This window comes from Bacillus sp. sid0103, assembly GCF_019219025.1.
Genome location: NZ_JAHUWN010000016.1, coordinates 97853 through 113018, shown reverse-complemented (window position 1 = coordinate 113018; position 15166 = coordinate 97853). Strand labels below are relative to the sequence as shown.

The 15166-nt window shown below is 41.6% G+C and carries 19 protein-coding genes and 1 pseudogene; 10 read left to right on the top strand and 10 right to left on the bottom strand.

Features of this window, described 5'->3' with window-relative positions; translation table 11 throughout:
• Positions 1-41: 41 nt before the first annotated feature.
• The 3 genes from namA to proC all read right to left on the bottom strand — a co-directional run bounded on the left by namA (position 42) and on the right by proC (position 3187).
• Entirely contained in the window at positions 42-1061 is a 1020-nt protein-coding gene (gene namA, locus KW850_RS18360) for an NADPH dehydrogenase NamA (protein WP_218349212.1), read from the bottom strand.
• 82 nt (positions 1062-1143) lie between these two features.
• Entirely contained in the window at positions 1144-2283 is a 1140-nt protein-coding gene (locus tag KW850_RS18355; RefSeq protein WP_218349211.1) for a glycosyltransferase family 2 protein, read from the bottom strand.
• A 58-nt stretch (positions 2284-2341) separates the two neighbouring features.
• Positions 2342-3187 carry a pyrroline-5-carboxylate reductase gene (gene proC, locus KW850_RS18350; RefSeq protein WP_218349209.1) on the bottom strand — a complete coding sequence of 282 codons (846 nt, stop codon included), beginning with the start codon at positions 3185-3187 and terminating at the stop codon, positions 2342-2344.
• Between the two features lie 482 nt (positions 3188-3669).
• Here proC and KW850_RS18345 point away from each other — a divergent pair, with 482 nt between their 5' ends.
• The gene (locus KW850_RS18345; RefSeq protein WP_218349207.1) at positions 3670-4632 is read left to right on the top strand and encodes an MBL fold metallo-hydrolase; all 963 of its coding nucleotides are present in this window, start codon (positions 3670-3672) and stop codon (positions 4630-4632) included.
• Positions 4633-4662: 30 nt separating this feature from the next.
• Positions 4663-5460: an SDR family NAD(P)-dependent oxidoreductase gene (locus KW850_RS18340; RefSeq protein WP_218349206.1), complete on the top strand. Its 798-nt coding sequence runs from the start codon at positions 4663-4665 to the stop codon at positions 5458-5460.
• A gap of 53 nt (positions 5461-5513) precedes the next feature.
• Here KW850_RS18340 and KW850_RS18335 read toward each other — a convergent pair whose 3' ends face one another.
• Positions 5514-5705, bottom strand: coding sequence for a YqzH family protein (locus KW850_RS18335; protein WP_218349204.1), 192 nt, complete (start codon positions 5703-5705; stop codon positions 5514-5516).
• Between the two features lie 161 nt (positions 5706-5866).
• Between KW850_RS18335 and KW850_RS18330 the strand changes: the two genes are divergently transcribed.
• A complete protein-coding gene (locus KW850_RS18330; protein WP_218349203.1) occupies positions 5867-7126 on the top strand; it encodes a Y-family DNA polymerase in 1260 nt (419 codons plus the stop codon).
• A 35-nt stretch (positions 7127-7161) separates the two neighbouring features.
• On the top strand, positions 7162-7497 hold the full coding sequence (locus KW850_RS18325) for a YolD-like family protein (RefSeq protein WP_218349201.1): 336 nt from the start codon (positions 7162-7164) through the stop codon (positions 7495-7497).
• Between the two features lie 39 nt (positions 7498-7536).
• Here KW850_RS18325 and KW850_RS18320 read toward each other — a convergent pair.
• Positions 7537-7742 (bottom strand): annotated as a pseudogene (locus KW850_RS18320) (CDGSH iron-sulfur domain-containing protein).
• Between the two features lie 45 nt (positions 7743-7787).
• Between KW850_RS18320 and KW850_RS18315 the strand changes: the two are divergent.
• Positions 7788-8225 carry an iron-sulfur cluster biosynthesis family protein gene (locus tag KW850_RS18315; protein WP_308128824.1) on the top strand — a complete coding sequence of 146 codons (438 nt, stop codon included), beginning with the start codon at positions 7788-7790 and terminating at the stop codon, positions 8223-8225.
• Between the two features lie 21 nt (positions 8226-8246).
• Here KW850_RS18315 and KW850_RS18310 read toward each other — a convergent pair whose 3' ends face one another.
• The 3 genes from KW850_RS18310 to KW850_RS18300 all read right to left on the bottom strand — a co-directional run bounded on the left by KW850_RS18310 (position 8247) and on the right by KW850_RS18300 (position 10608).
• Positions 8247-9167, bottom strand: coding sequence for an alpha/beta hydrolase (locus KW850_RS18310; RefSeq protein ID WP_026564006.1), 921 nt, complete (start codon positions 9165-9167; stop codon positions 8247-8249).
• A gap of 316 nt (positions 9168-9483) precedes the next feature.
• Positions 9484-9627, bottom strand: a complete 144-nt coding sequence (locus KW850_RS18305) for a hypothetical protein (protein ID WP_218349199.1) — start codon at positions 9625-9627, stop codon at positions 9484-9486.
• Positions 9628-9705: 78 nt separating this feature from the next.
• Entirely contained in the window at positions 9706-10608 is a 903-nt protein-coding gene (locus KW850_RS18300; RefSeq protein ID WP_218349198.1) for a hydroxymethylglutaryl-CoA lyase, read from the bottom strand.
• A gap of 146 nt (positions 10609-10754) precedes the next feature.
• Here KW850_RS18300 and KW850_RS18295 point away from each other — a divergent pair, with 146 nt between their 5' ends.
• The 5 genes from KW850_RS18295 to KW850_RS18275 all read left to right on the top strand — a co-directional run bounded on the left by KW850_RS18295 (position 10755) and on the right by KW850_RS18275 (position 13902).
• Positions 10755-11942, top strand: coding sequence for an acetyl-CoA C-acetyltransferase (locus KW850_RS18295; RefSeq protein ID WP_218349197.1), 1188 nt, complete (start codon positions 10755-10757; stop codon positions 11940-11942).
• Between the two features lie 29 nt (positions 11943-11971).
• Positions 11972-12661 (top strand): CoA transferase subunit A, encoded by a 690-nt coding sequence (locus KW850_RS18290; protein ID WP_218349195.1) that lies wholly within the window; start codon positions 11972-11974, stop codon positions 12659-12661.
• Positions 12662-12684: 23 nt separating this feature from the next.
• Positions 12685-13353: a 3-oxoacid CoA-transferase subunit B gene (locus KW850_RS18285; protein WP_218349194.1), complete on the top strand. Its 669-nt coding sequence runs from the start codon at positions 12685-12687 to the stop codon at positions 13351-13353.
• On the top strand, positions 13325-13549 hold the full coding sequence (locus KW850_RS18280; protein ID WP_218349277.1) for a hypothetical protein: 225 nt from the start codon (positions 13325-13327) through the stop codon (positions 13547-13549). The genes KW850_RS18285 and KW850_RS18280 overlap by 29 nt, the downstream gene beginning before the upstream one ends.
• Positions 13550-13647: 98 nt before the next feature.
• Positions 13648-13902, top strand: coding sequence for a YqkE family protein (locus KW850_RS18275; RefSeq protein WP_218349192.1), 255 nt, complete (start codon positions 13648-13650; stop codon positions 13900-13902).
• 38 nt (positions 13903-13940) lie between these two features.
• On the opposite strand, the gene KW850_RS18270 is transcribed toward KW850_RS18275, so the two are convergent.
• Both KW850_RS18270 and mciZ read right to left on the bottom strand, forming a co-directional pair.
• On the bottom strand, positions 13941-14852 hold the full coding sequence (locus KW850_RS18270; protein WP_218349191.1) for an aldo/keto reductase: 912 nt from the start codon (positions 14850-14852) through the stop codon (positions 13941-13943).
• A gap of 148 nt (positions 14853-15000) precedes the next feature.
• The gene (mciZ, locus tag KW850_RS18265) at positions 15001-15132 is read right to left on the bottom strand and encodes a Z-ring formation inhibitor MciZ (protein WP_218349187.1); all 132 of its coding nucleotides are present in this window, start codon (positions 15130-15132) and stop codon (positions 15001-15003) included.
• Between the last annotated feature and the right edge of the window lie 34 nt (positions 15133-15166).

Here is a 15166-nt window from a genome sequence, read left to right as displayed (position 1 = left end):
CAAATAAAAAGAGGATGTCATGTTGACACCCTCTTTTTGATCTATAACCAACCGCGCTCGTATTGTTTTGGTCCCTCAATCGTAACGCCAAGTTCCTTTGCTGCAGTCCGCGGCCAATACGGATCGCGAAGTAATTCACGTGCTACGAAGACTAAATCGGCTCGGTCATTTTGTAATATTTCCTCAGCTTGAATCCCTGAAGTGATTAATCCTACTGCACCAGTTGATATGTCAGCACCATTTTTAATGGTTTCGGAGTACTTTACTTGGTATCCAGGATAGACGTGAATATGGGCAGGGACAACAGCACCAGAACTTACATCAATTAAATCCACGTCCTGTTCTTTCATCCATTGACTAAAAGCTATGTAATCTTCTGAAGTTAATCCTTGTTCGTGATAATCATGAGCAGATACTCTCACAAATAATGGACCGTCCCAAACAGTTTTCACTGCATCAATGACTTCACGGAGGAATCTGTAGCGGTTTTCAGCTGAACCACCGTATTCGTCTGCTCTTTTATTGGATAGCGGCGAAAGGAATTCATTGATAAGATACCCATGAGCGCCATGGATTTCAATCACATCGAAACCGGCTTTTCCTGCACGCTCCGCACCTTTTTTAAATGCTTCGACTGTTTCTTCAATATCTGTTTTGGACATTTCCTTTGGTGTTTTCATTTTTTCATTAAAAGCTAGTGCAGAAGGGGCAAGAATTTCACCTTCTAATACGGCTTTCCTGCCGGCATGGGCGAGTTGAATCCCAGTCTTGGCACCATGCTCTTTCATTAGGCCAACAAGCTCAGAAAAGCCTTCAACATGCTCATCGCTCCAGATACCTAAATCTCTAGGTGAAATCCTGCCTTGAGGTGTTACTGATGTTGCTTCAACAATGATCAGACCGACCTGACCGACGGCTCTGCTTGTATAGTGAGTACGATGCCAGTTTTGTAAATGGCCATCTTCGTTGTGGCTCGAATACATACACATTGGCGACATCACGATCCGATTTTTAAGTGTGACCCCCTTGATGGTATAGGGGGAAAATAGTTTTACTGCCATTATATAAGCCTCCCGAAATTCAATAGTAAACAATCCTTTTTTAGTATAGCAAAAGGATTGTTTAATGAAAAAAATCAAGCTTTTATTCTTTTTCTCGGAGTTCGCTTAACCGATAAGTTGTTCCCCTCCAAACAATACCGCCGCGCTTAAAGGTTAGAAGGCTCGCCCGAATAATCGAATAAATAAAGAGCAAGGCTGTAATGGGAAAAACAAAAAACATGAGAGGGGAGAATAACGTTAATTTTTTAATGACCACAATATAAAGAATTCCACTCAGTACAATATTACCGACCGATAACAGGGCGACAGTCTTATTACCGGAAAAAATCATCAAAAAGGGGAGAACGTTTGTGATAAAAACCCCAAGGATCGCAAAAATGACCATGCTGATTCGGTAGTGTAATCCGGCAAATGTATTTTTCTCTAGGCCGACGAAAGCTTCTTTTAAACTTCCATACCATTCCACTTCAATTAGATGTAATGCAGTCACAATTCTTTGGCGGTAACCGGCTTTTTTCATTTTCATCCCGAGCTGCAAATCATCATCTGGTCGCATTTTTATCTTCTCATGTGTACCAAAAGCTTCATATGCCTCTTTTAACACAAGATTAAATGCGCCTATCCCTGTTCCAATCATTGATTTTGGGTTGTTGGCTAACCACGGTCGTTTAAAATAAGAAAAACCAAACAGGAAAAAAGCGACAAATGTTTTTAGCCAAAACCGGTTAGCACTTAAGTTTGGCGCAGCAGTAAGGTGATCCAAGCCGTTCCTTTCAAAATAATGGAGCGCTTTTGCAAAGGCATGTTTTTCAAATTTCACGTCAGCATCGGTAAACAACAGCCATTTACCCGAAGCCAGATTTGCACCTGTGTATAATGCGTTATTCTTCCCAAGCCAGCCCTCAGGCAATTTATCAATATGGATGACCCTTATCCGCGGGTCTTTTTTTGTTAATTTTTCCATGATGGTTCCAGTTGTGTCAGTTGAGCGATCATTGACAAGAATCCATTCTACATGTTTGTAGGTTTGCTCTAACTGACTGAGAATACTTGCAGCTATTTGCTTTTCCTCGTTACGTGCAGCAACCACGACAGACAACAGCGGTCCAAGCTCTAAGTCTTCTTCATTTTCTAATTGATCTATTTTTCGTAAACCAATCAGTCCGTCTAGAAGAAAAATAATCCAGACTAGAATACCTAAGGAAAATAAGATGGTTAGCATGCCCGACACTTCCCTAGCTTTTTTAACTAGTTTAATCCAATAAAGGGAAAAATCAAATTTAGGAAGGCTGGTCGGCAGTCTGAAGCTTAGAACTTAATTCGGCGCCCATCTTTTTTGATTGGGCCGTTGCTGCTTTGATACATGAAATGAATGCTTCATGGACCCCATGTTCTTCAAGGACTCTAATACCAGCCTCTGTTGTTCCGCCAGGGCTTGTTACTTCTTTACGAAGCTGGGTAGAGGACTTACTTGAGTTTTTCACCATTTCTGCTGCACCAAGGAGTGTTTGGACGATTAGTTCACTAGCCATTTCTTTTTCAAGACCTACTTCCACCGCACTTTTTTCCATTGCTTCAATTAGATAATAAATGTAGGCAGGCCCGCTTCCGGAAAGTCCAGTAACAGCATCTAACTGCTCTTCTGCTACAAAAGATGCCAAGCCAACGGTTCCAAATAGGTTCTTGGTTGTTTCTAACTGCTGCTGTGTCACACGATGATTTACGGCTACAGCGGTGGCCGACTTTCCAACAGCAGCCGAGGTATTTGGCATTGACCTTACAATTGCAAGTGGTATTCTTGCCAACGTTTCAATCGTATCCATCGATACACCTGCTAAGACAGAGACGACAAGCATTTGCTCAGTTAAGTGTTCACGAATCGATTGAATCGCAGACGCGACGTCCTTTGGTTTCATTGCTAACATTACAATGTCAGCTTGATCAAACAGTTCATTCAAATTATAGGTCGTTCGAATTCCATAACGAGTTTCTAAATTAGATAATCTTTCTTGATTTGAATTGTTTGTAATCCAAATATTTTTTTTATCAATAAAACCATTTTCAAGAATTCCTGAAATGAATGCTTCAGCCATTGATCCTGCACCAACAATTGCTATTTTTTTCATGATTGTTCCTCCTTTATTTTGTCGATAAAAACAAAAAAACCCTTCATCCATAAAGGACGAAAGGTTTAGCTTCCGTGGTACCACCTTCATTTACCCTCGCTTACATTTCAAGAAGGGTTCACTCGACTCCGATAACGCCGGAGATGCGTTAGGTTTTCCTAAGTGCTCCTAAGGTAGGTTCAATGATTAAGAGGGCGGTGAAGTCTTTCAGCCGTCGAACTTCACTCTCTTGCGCCATTTCTCATTTACTGGCCTTATTCATCGCTTTAACGAATCAAATTTTATTAGATTATGCTAGATAAACAACCTATCTGTCAATAGTTAATTTATTGAATTTTTTATTTTTTCTAAAAAATTATGGGAAAATAATGACAATTGGTCAAAAAGTCGCTACACTTTAGTATATATAATAAATGTCACATAATGCTCATATCTATATCAATGGATTCTTTATTTGACAATAATGTTAAGGGGATAATGTAATGACAAAATGGAAAGACGGAATTGCAAAAATTACGGTGCCGACTCCTTTTGCGGTCGGGGATGTCAACGTCTATTTGATTAAAGGCGAACGACTAACACTTGTGGATGCGGGCGTAAAAACGGAACAGTCCTGGATGTCATTTAAGGAGCAATTGGGGGAGCTAGGCTTAAGTCCGGATGATATCGAGCAGGTCATTCTAACTCATCATCACCCTGACCATGTTGGGATGCTTGACTTTTTTCCAGATTCCTTAGAAATATATGGCCATTATCTGAATGAACGATGGATTCATCCAACCGAAGCTTTTTTTCAAGAACAAGAAGAATTCTTCCGTAAACATTTTTTTAAGTTCGGTCTCCCTGAGGAGTATTTTTCGTTGTTGGCTAAATTAAGGAAATCAATGAAGTATTCTTGTAACCGCTCGTTGACGGGACATCTAGTTGAGGGGATGATACCTCCTGGATTAAATGAGTGGAAAGTAATAGAAACGCCGGGTCACGCTCAAGGTCACATTGCACTCTACCGGGAAAAGGATGGAATTTTAATTGGCGGAGATTTAATCTTAGCTCATATTTCTCCGAATCCATTGCTCGAACCGCCAGCCCCAGGTGAAACTGAAAGGCCAAAACCACAACTGCAGCATAATGACTCGATGAAAAAATTGCTTGCGTATCCCATTCAATGTGTCTACACAGGTCATGGTGAAGAAGTTTACAAGTTAGCAGAGTTGGTTGATAAACGATTGATTCGCCAACATGAACGGGCAATGACGGTCCACTGCTGGTTAAAAGAAGAAGAACTTACCGTCTTTGAAATTTGTAAACGCCTGTTTCCATCTGTTTATCAGCGCGAACTGATGTTGACAATTTCAGAAACTGTCGCACAACTTGACTATCTATCATCAATCGGGGAGATTATTAGTAAGGGTACAAATCCCGTTCTTTATCAAGCAAAGCTTTAACAGTGGATCAACTCAGATGAGGTGTAAAAAATGGTTAGGGAACAATTAAAGGGTAAAACGATCGTGATCACTGGTGCATCGGGAGGAATCGGTGCGGAAATCGCCAAGCTTTGTGCATCAAGCGGGGCCAATCTGGTGCTATTAGCCCGGAGTATCGGTAAGCTCGAGCAGTTGCAAACTGAATTACAGCAAAAGCATCAGGTTAAAGTGGATTTTTTTCAGCTGGATGTGTCGGACACAGCTCAGGTGCAGACGGTTTTCCAACTGATTTTCGATACAATTGGTGATATTGATATCCTTGTCAATAATGCCGGCTTTGGAATTTTCCGTGAAGCTCACTTGGCGACATTGGATGAAATTAAAGGCATGTTTGATGTCAATGTGGTTGGGCTTATGGCTTGCACAAGCATGGTGCTGCCGAAAATGCGTGAAAGGCGTTTTGGCCATATTATTAATATTGCCTCACAGGCGGGGAAGATTGCCACTCCCAAATCAAGTGTTTATTCAGCCTCGAAGCATGCCGTGCTTGGTTACACAAACTCACTGCGAATGGAGCTTGCTGATTATAATGTACAAGTGACCTCAGTGAATCCTGGGCCAATTGCCACTAACTTTTTTAATATTGCCGACGAAAAAGGCACCTATGTTAAAAATGTACAGAGAATTATGCTCAAGCCCGAGTATGTCGCCCAGAAGGTCGTCGACAGCATGCTGACGAAAACAAGGGAGATCAATTTGCCGCGTTGGATGAATATGGGAAGCGTTGTGTACGTACTCTTCCCTAGGCTATTTGAGCGGCTTGGCAGACGTGCTTTTAATCAGAAATAGACATTACGTGGAAGCCTCTCTATCTGGGGCTTTTTTTGTTTTTTGCGGTACAGTCAGCCTGTTAAAAATTCATACACTGTATCATTTATGACTTCATATAAGTCTGCAGTCGGTTCCTCCTCTTTTAATTGGAAAATTCGTTTGGTAATCTCTTCCAAATCCTTTTCGCCAATCGGCATAGAGTCCGCTTCATAATATTGTTTAAAACAATTTTTGATCATCTTAACTACTAGTTTTTTATCCATAAACATGCACCTCACAAACATTATACTATTTTTTCTTCAACTTCCATAAACGAGAAAAGTGTAAAAAAAATTTCCATTGAATACGAACGCATATTCGCTTATGATAATGAATATAATAAAAAGGAACGAATGTTCGATATTTGAGTTGTGGGGGATAAGTCATGGTGGATTACAGCGCACTGCCGCAAAATAAAATTTTATGTGTGGACATGAAGAGCTTCTATGCCAGTTGTTCGGCTGTCATGCAGGGGCTTGATCCTATGGAGTGTTATCTAGCTGTGGTCGGTCAAAAAGAGCGGCAGGGAAGTATTGTCCTTGCTGCTTCGCCGCGGATGAAAAAAGAATTTGGCATCAAAACGGGTTCCCGGATGTTCGAGATTCCCAAAGACCCTAGGATTCAAATTGTTGAGCCCAAAATGGCAACGTATTTGCGCATTGCCACAGAAATTTCCCGTGTATTTAACCGCTATGTTCCAAAAGAAGCCATCCATGTCTATAGCGTGGATGAAAGCTTTATTAAAGTCGATGGTGCTATTCATTTATGGGGGGATGCCCAAACGATTGCCCAAAAAATAAAGGATGATATTGAGCGGGAGTTTCAACTGCCATGTGCTGTTGGAATAGGTCCTAACATGTTACTGTCGAAACTTTGTCTTGACCTTGATGCTAAGAAAAAAGGAGTGGTGGAATGGACATATGAAGATGTTCAAACAAAGCTTTGGAATGTGTCGCCGCTCAGGGAAATGTGGGGGATTGGCAGACGCGTTGAAAAAACATTAAATGGAATGGGCATTTTTACTGTCGGTCAACTGGCCCGCTATGATTTAGAAAAGTTAGAAAAGAAATTCGGCATCATGGGGAATCAGCTTTATTATCATGCTTGGGGTGTCGACCTTTCTGATTTGGGGGCACCGCTTATCCAGGGACAGATTAGCTTCGGAAAAAGTCAAATTCTGTTAAGGGACTATAAGGAAGAAGCGGAAATTAAGACGGTCATTTTAGAAATGTGTGAGGAAGTCGCAAGGCGGGCACGGACGCATCGAAAGGCAGGGCGAACGATTAGCCTCGGAGTTGGCTACAGCCAAGACGAGTTTGGCGGCGGTTTTCATCGCTCTAGAACAATCGGTCAGCCAACGAATGTGACGATGGAGCTTTATCGTGTCTGTCTTGAATTATTTCATGAGCATTACTCCGGAAAGACGGTGCGGCAAATCTCGATTGCCATCAGTAATATTGTTGATGACCGTGAACTGCAGCTTGATCTTTTCGACATGGGTGCCTATAAGAGGCGAGAACTTGGCTATGTGGTAGATACGGTTCGCAGACGTTTTGGCTCAGGGTCCTTGTTGCGTGCTGTTTCTTATACAGCTGCTGGAACGGCAAGGCATCGAGCGACGTTAGTTGGAGGACATAAAAGATAGTTGAATTTTGTTAGTATGGAAAGAAGGAAAGGCGTATGATTCGTGACCGCGGAAGGATAAAATGGACGTCGATGATGCTTCCTGAGCACGTGAAATTGCTCAGGGATTGGGTGAAAGAGGATCTGTACGAGCAGAAACGAGAGATGGATGAACAGCAGCTGGAACTGATGAACGAGATCTTGTCCGAAGCGATTGAATATGATCAGTACGTGACAATCACCCATTACCGGAATCGGAACTACGAAATCGTGATTGGCAAAATCCATTACTGGGACGAACTGGCACAGAGGCTTCATGTGATAGACCGCTTTGAAGAAGTGCACCGGATTCCGATGGATGCCATTGCTGATATCCGGCTGACAGAAGTATAGAAAGAGCGGCTTCGTATTATGAAGCCGCTCTGTTGTTGCTTATTCTTCTTTAGGCACCCGCACCTGGGATTGAAATTTTCCTTTATGCGAGCCGTCGCAAAATGGTTTATTATTGGATAAACCACAGCGGCAGAGGGAAAAGGATGCTTTGTTGTATAGACGTTGCCTTCGCCATCTAATAATTCTACATCACCTGTAATTCTCAGTGACCCGTTATCGTTTACTTTGATTTGTGTTCTTGACATGAAAAGCACCCCTTTATTTTAAATTCCTAATAATTATGAGATTAAATGGAAGAGAAGGAAAAAGCAACTAAATCCATAAGCAAAGAAGAAACAACTTTACCAAACCTGTGGTACAATCACCATATGCTAAAAAAGAGGGGAGCAATAAACTTGGAGATAACGATAACTACAGCGGCAGCTGAAAAAATAAATGAGAGAATCAATGGTCGAGAAGGGTACTTAAAACTAAAATACGATACCGACGGTTGTGGTTGTGCCGTAAATGGAGTAGTGGCTTTGTGGTTTATCCCAGAATTAGAAACTACAGATATCGCGATTGAGACAAATGAGCGAGCGATTTATGTAGAAAAATCAAAAACTGTTTTTTTTGATGAGCAAATGAAAATTGATTTTTCCCCTACGGCTAATTGCTTTCAACTAAAAAGCCCGCAGCAAATCCTAAATGGCCATATGAGTTTAATAATCAAAGAAAAAACAGACTGATCCATTTTGGACAGTCTGTTTTTAGTTTGGCAACGCATGGTCAACATACTTTTGTAAAAATTCATCAATCACTCGTTCATAATCAGCCCGGTTTTCGTTAAATGACTGGGCATGGCGGCCGTTAGCCGCTAAATAAAGCATTTTAGGTCCCTTTTTTTGCTCAAATAAATCCTTTGTCATTGTCGGGAGAATAAAATCATCCTTTTGGCTGTGTATAAACAAAATCGGATGTTTGATATTTTCAATAACCGAAATCGGCGATACATTTCGAATCGAATATTTGTCTCGGAGTCGTAAAAGTGCATCACCGATCGGCAATAAAAGACTAGGGACGAGCTTAAAATCCTTTTTAATTAAATAGGCAAGCTGCTCCTTAAAATCCGAAAATGGACAATCAGCAATATAAAAATCAGCCCCGTCCTCAAGAAGCCCAGCATATAGAAGCATGGTAGCGGCCCCCATCGATTCGCCGTGAATTCCGAGTTCAAGCTGAGGTCCTTTTTCTTTTTTGAGCCAATCGACGACAGTTTTTAAATCAAATTTTTCATAATGACCAAAGCTTGTGGTTTTGCCGCCGGATTCCCCGTGGCGGCGATGGTCATAAATTAACGTATTAAACCCCCGCGCTAAAAACAGATTCGCGTATTTAATCGAATTAATTTTCGTTTCGGTCACACCATGTGAAATAATAATATAACGATTGGTCTGGTGCGGTTCAACAAGAAGAGCTTTAATCATATAACCAAAAGGGGAAGGAATATCAATCTCCCGCTTCGGCAGGGACTCAAATTCCTCGGGATTATACCTGCCTGCCTCTTTCTCCCGTCTTAAAATTAAATCCTCATCCTTCTTTTTCATATACATGAGACGGTTTGTAAAATACAAACCAAGAGATAACCAGAAAAACAACAAGACGAACAAGGTTCGGAATGCCTTCTTCATTAATGGCACCTCCCGTAGTATTTATATTAACATATGTAAAATAAGCACCCAGCGCCCATAAATTAACAGTTTTTATTTTAGCATAGAAAAAGCCGCTGACACCAACGAGCGGCTTTTTGAGTTTGGCTGTGCTCTTCTCGGATGTTGATTTGCTCTCCAGGCGCGTGCGGTTCGCGGGTACTAACCGCCTCCTCGGCGCATAGCACCTGTGGGTTCTCACCAGCCCCGTACTCCCGCAGGAGTCTCGCTGTATCCGTTCCAATCAACATGGCTAAAATATCAGCAATAACCATTGACACAGCCTTGAGTTTAAAAGTTATGATTGCTCTGAGTTTTGTCTTTTGGTAGGGTGGATGGCTTTTTCGACTTCTTCAGCGGCCATTACCCGCTGCCCTCCACCTGCTGTGTCAGCATAGTTTTTTCCTTTTTGACTGGAACCTTTATCACGTTTTTGGCTCAAAATAATCAGTCTCCCTTCAAGCTAGTCTCAATTAATAAGATGCATTAGTAGAAGACTGATTATTCACAGAAAGTAAATTTAGACAGTTTGCGCATGAAGGCGATAGTATCCACTTTCAATTTGCCTGGAAAGATGAGGACGTACGACCTCAATCGCATCGATCAGTTGATTCAAATCAACCCCAGTATCAATCCCCATTCGTTCAAGCATATAAACCACATCCTCCGTTGCTACATTTCCAGAAGCACCAGGTGCAAATGGACAACCGCCCAAGCCGCCGGCAGACGTATCAAACCGATCGATTCCTGCCTGGAGAGATGCTAAAATGTTCGCAAGGGCGAGCTTTCTTGTGTCATGAAAATGTGCGGTTAAGAGTGTATGAGGAAAAAGATTTATTAATTGAGAAAATAAAGCAAAGCTTTCGTCGGGGGTTGCCATCCCGATGGTATCGGCAACACTTAATTCATCGACACCGGCGTCAACAAATTCCTGGCAAAGCTTTATCGTATCACTCTCATCGATTTTCCCCTCATATGGACAATAAAAAGCTGTAGATATGCAGGCTCGGACAAAATAATTCTTATTTTTTAATTCAATGATGATCGGTTTCAATTCCGCCATACTATCCTTTGTTGATTTATTAATATTTTTAAGATTAAAGCTATTGCTGACGCCAACAAACACAGCAACAGCTTGGCAATCGGTAGAGTATACCCTGTCGATCCCTTTACGGTTCGGAGCTAGAACAATATTTCTACCATCAGCATCAAGGCAGTCAGCTACAATTTCAGCAGCATCACTCATTTGAGGCACCCATTTCGGTGACACAAACGACGTGAGCTCCATTTCCTGAAGACCAGCCTTCCTTAATCCTCCAATAAATTGTTTTTTAATATCAGTTGGTACAAATAACTTTTCATTTTGAAGCCCATCACGAGGGCCGACTTCGATAATTGTGACCTTTTTAGGTAAATTTAGCATTCATTTTCCACCTCCAATAATCATACTTTCATTGTAGTAGTGTTAATTTCAAAGATGCAAGAATAATAGAAATTTTGACAAAATAAGAGGAATTTCAGCGTTTTAATAGAAATAGTAAAGGAAAAAAGGTGAGAGGAGAAATAAAAATGAGTCAAACAGAAGTAGTCATAGTCAGTGCAGTTCGTACGGCACTTGGAAATTTTAATGGGACCTTAAAAAATGTATCTGCACCTGAATTAGGAGCGACGGTAATCAAAGGGGCGCTACAAGGAGCAGGGGTAAATCCAGATCAGGTCGATGAGGTTATTATGGGGAATGTCCTCCAAGCAGGACTGGGTCAAAACCCGGCAAGACAGGCTGCCATTAAAGCGGGAATTCCTGAAAGCGTTTCCGCGATGACGATTAATAAAGTTTGCGGTTCCGGTTTAAAGGCAGTCCACCTAGCGACCCAGGCTATATTAGCTGGAGATGCAGAGATAGTTGTCGCCGGGGGAATGGAAAATATGAGCCAAGCACCTTTCTTGTTAAATAATGCCCGTGATGGCTTTAAAATGGGGGACCAGAAATTAGTTGATACGTTAACATCTGATGGACTCACTTGTGTGTTTAACGACTACCATATGGGGATGACGGCAGAAAACTTGGCAAGCAAATACTCAATTACAAGAGAAGAGCAGGATGAATTTTCAGCTTGGAGTCAGGAAAAGGCAGTCAATGCCATTGAAGCAGGAAGATTTAAAGATGAAATTGTCCCGGTCGTAATTCCGCAACGTAAAGGTGACCCGCTTATTTTTGCTACAGATGAATATCCGAAAAAAGGAACTACGGTGGAGAAATTGTCCGGATTGCGTCCTGCCTTTAAAAAGGATGGCAGTGTGACGGCAGGAAATGCTTCCGGAATTAATGATGGCGCAGCTGCAGTTGTCGTGATGAGTAAGAAAAAAGCAGAGGAACTAGGACTTAAACCTTTAGTGACGATAAAAGCGAATGCTAATGCAGGTGTAGATCCTAGTATTATGGGGATCGGACCAGTCCCAGCCGTGAGAAAAGCATTAGAAAAGGCATCTGTTTCTATGGAAGACGTTAACTTAATCGAAGCTAATGAGGCTTTTGCAGTACAATCACTCGCAGTAGGCCGAGAACTTCAGTTTAACAAAGAGATTTTAAACGTAAATGGAGGGGCAATTGCTCTTGGCCATCCAATCGGCGCAAGTGGAGCGAGAATCCTGGTTACGTTAATTCATGAAATGAAACGAAGAAATGCGAAAACTGGTTTGGCTACTCTTTGTATTGGCGGGGGTCAAGGGGTCGCTACAATAGTTGAACTTGCATAAGTATCTTTTATTTAAGGGGGGATATTGAAATGAAGAAAATTTGTACATCCTTCCAGGAAGCAGTTGCCGATATTCATGATGGGGCTACCTTAATGGTTGGTGGATTTGGGTTGTGCGGGATACCGGAAAATCTGATTCTGGCCTTAGCCGAAAAAGGCGTGAAGGATTTAACGGTTATTTCAAATAACTGCGGGATTGATGAGTGGGGTTTAGGACTTCTATTAAATAATAAACAAATCAAAAAGATGATTGGTTCCTATGTCGGTGAAAATAAAGAGTTTGAGAGACAGGTTTTAACTGGTGAACTTGAAGTAGAATTGACGCCTCAAGGCACACTTGCTGAAAAAATCAGGGCAGGCGGAGCTGGGATTCCTGCATTTTATACACCTGCTGGAGTAGGAACTCCGATTGCGGAGGGGAAAGAAACGAAGATTTTTAATGGGAGAGAATTCCTATTAGAAGAGGCACTAACGGCCGATTTTAGTCTTGTAAGGGCGTGGAAGGGTGACAAAATGGGAAATCTTGTTTACCACAAAACGGCACGAAACTTTAATCCTATGATCGCGGCGGCTGGGAAGGTGACGATTGCTGAAGTGGAAACACTTTATGATATAGGCGAATTGGATGCTAATTTTATTCATACCCCAAGTATCTATGTGCAAACAATTATCGAAGGAACGCAGGAAAAACGAATTGAGAGATTGACTGTTAGAAAATAGTTTTGGGGAAGGGAGAGAGCAGAATGGCGAATGAAAAAGTCTCTGTCAGAGAGAGAATTGCAATCAGGGCAGAGAAGGAAATAGAAAATGGCTTTTATGTAAACCTAGGCATCGGTATGCCAACCCTTGTTGCTAACTATATGTCAGCTAATAAACAAGTTGTCTTGCAATCTGAAAATGGTCTTCTTGGCATCGGGCCCTATCCAAGTGCGGATGAGGTGGATCCTGATTTAATCAATGCCGGTAAAGAGACCGTTACGGCGATTAGTGGTGCAGCCTATTTCGATAGCGCCGAATCGTTTGCAATGATTCGCGGGGGGCATGTCAATTTGGCGATCCTTGGTGGAATGGAAGTATCTGAAAGCGGCGATTTAGCGAATTGGATGATCCCAGGAAAGATGATTAAAGGCATGGGTGGCGCGATGGATCTTGTTCATGGTGCACAAAAAATAATTGTAATCATGGAGCATGTGAATAAAAAGGGTGAATCAAAAATATTGAAACGATGTACGCTGCCTTTGACAGGTAAAGGAGTAGTCAATCGGATTATCACCGAGCGCGCTGTCATGGATGTGACGGATACTGGTCTTAGGCTTGTGGAAGTAGCAAAAGGATTTACAATCGAGGAGGTTGTCGATAATACGGAAGCCACATTATCTGTGGATGAAAACGTGGTACTTGAAGCTTATTAAAATATTGGCTGTGTTAAAGGTCACTGTTGATTTTGTAACCAAGTTGATTGGAACGGATACAGCGAAGACTCCTGCTGAGGACGGGGCAGGGGAGACCCCGCAGGCGCTAAGCGCCGAGGAGGCGGTTAGTACCCGCGAACCGCACGCGCCTGGAGCGGAAATCAACAGCCAAGTGGCAACAGAACCAAAATATTAGGAAGAGCAGGCTCACTAGGACTAGCCTGCTTTTTTCTGTGGGCATCTTTGATTACATGGTATAATATAAATGAAATTTTGATTACGGAGGCGTTTTGAATGAAAAAGCAAAACAGACAAAAAAATCAATCGAAACCCAAAAAAGATGATGCAGCGGTTACGCTTGGCGATATGATTAATCCAGATCTATTCAAACAATTAAAAGAACAACAGGAGCAGCTAAAAGCAGCAGAAGAAAAAAGAAAAGAAGAAGAAGAGCAAAGAAAGCGGAAAGAAAGAAGATTAAAAGAAAAAAACAAATCTTTTGAAGAACTATTAAATGAGAGCAGCATTAACTGGAAGGAGTTTAAGTAAATAGTAATAAAAAGGAGAGCAAACGAGCGCTCTCCTTTTTATCGGTGATCGTTATAAATACTTGCTTTCGTTAATTCTTTCATGATTGAAACTTCTTCCTCAGACAGGGGCTGGCTTCTGATGGCTTTCGCATTACTTCTAATTTGCTCAGGACTGCTTGCACCGGCTACAACAGAGGCAACAGCGGGATTTGCGAGATTATACTGAAGAGCGATCTCTGTAAATGTGCGTGAGGCTGCTACCTTTTCCTTTAGCAATGGCAAGATATTATTCAACTCGTTTAAGCTGTAGTCTTGATAACCCTTCTCGGTTACCTTCTCGAGCATTTTGTCGCTTAAAAGTCCTTTTGCAAGTGGTCCGCGCGTGACGACGCTAACGCCATGTTCCTGTAAAAGTGGCAGTGCTTCTTCTTCGGGGCGACGGTCTAAGAGACTATATTGCATCATTACTGAAACGATACTAGACTTTTTAACATATTCCCTAATTACATTCGGGCGAATTGATGAAATGCCATAATAGCGGATAAAGCCTTCTTCTTTTAACTCCTCAAACGCTTCAATGGTTTCCTCAATTGGATCATCGATTGTCCCGCCATGCAACTGATAAAGATCGATATAGTCCGTCCCCAGTCGTTTAAGACTTTGTTTGACTTCTTCCTTTATATATGACTTTGATGGGTCCCATGACCATCCTTTCTTATCTTGATTCCAGCGGTTCCCGACTTTAGTTGCAATAATCACATGTTCACGGATTTCCTTTAATGCTGCCCCGACAATTTTTTCATTTTCACCAAAATCATATAAATCAGCTGTATCAAAATAATTGATCCCCTCCTCAAGGGAGGCTTCAATAATTTTCCTAGCTGTTTTCTCTTCCGTTCCAATTGACATACAACCTAGACCTAATTCCGTTACATACAAATCTGAATTTCCAAGTCTTCTCTTTTTCAAAATATCACCCGTCCTTTTCTACAATGTTAATGGTTCTGTTTAACTTGGCTGTTGATTTCCACTCCAATCAGCTTGGCTATAAAATAAAACAGTAACCTGTAACACAGCAATTTTAATAAAGAAAAGGACAGACTACAATTGAAAGACATTATTTTTTATAAACCTTTTCAACCCATTCGGAAACGGTGAGAGAATCTTTATTGTATTCTTTTAGTTTTTGCAGCACTTCCCATCCTTTTCCAACCAGAATGATTCCCTTTTCGTGAACATACACCTTCATCCCATACCCCTCCAAATAAAGTATGGTAAAATGT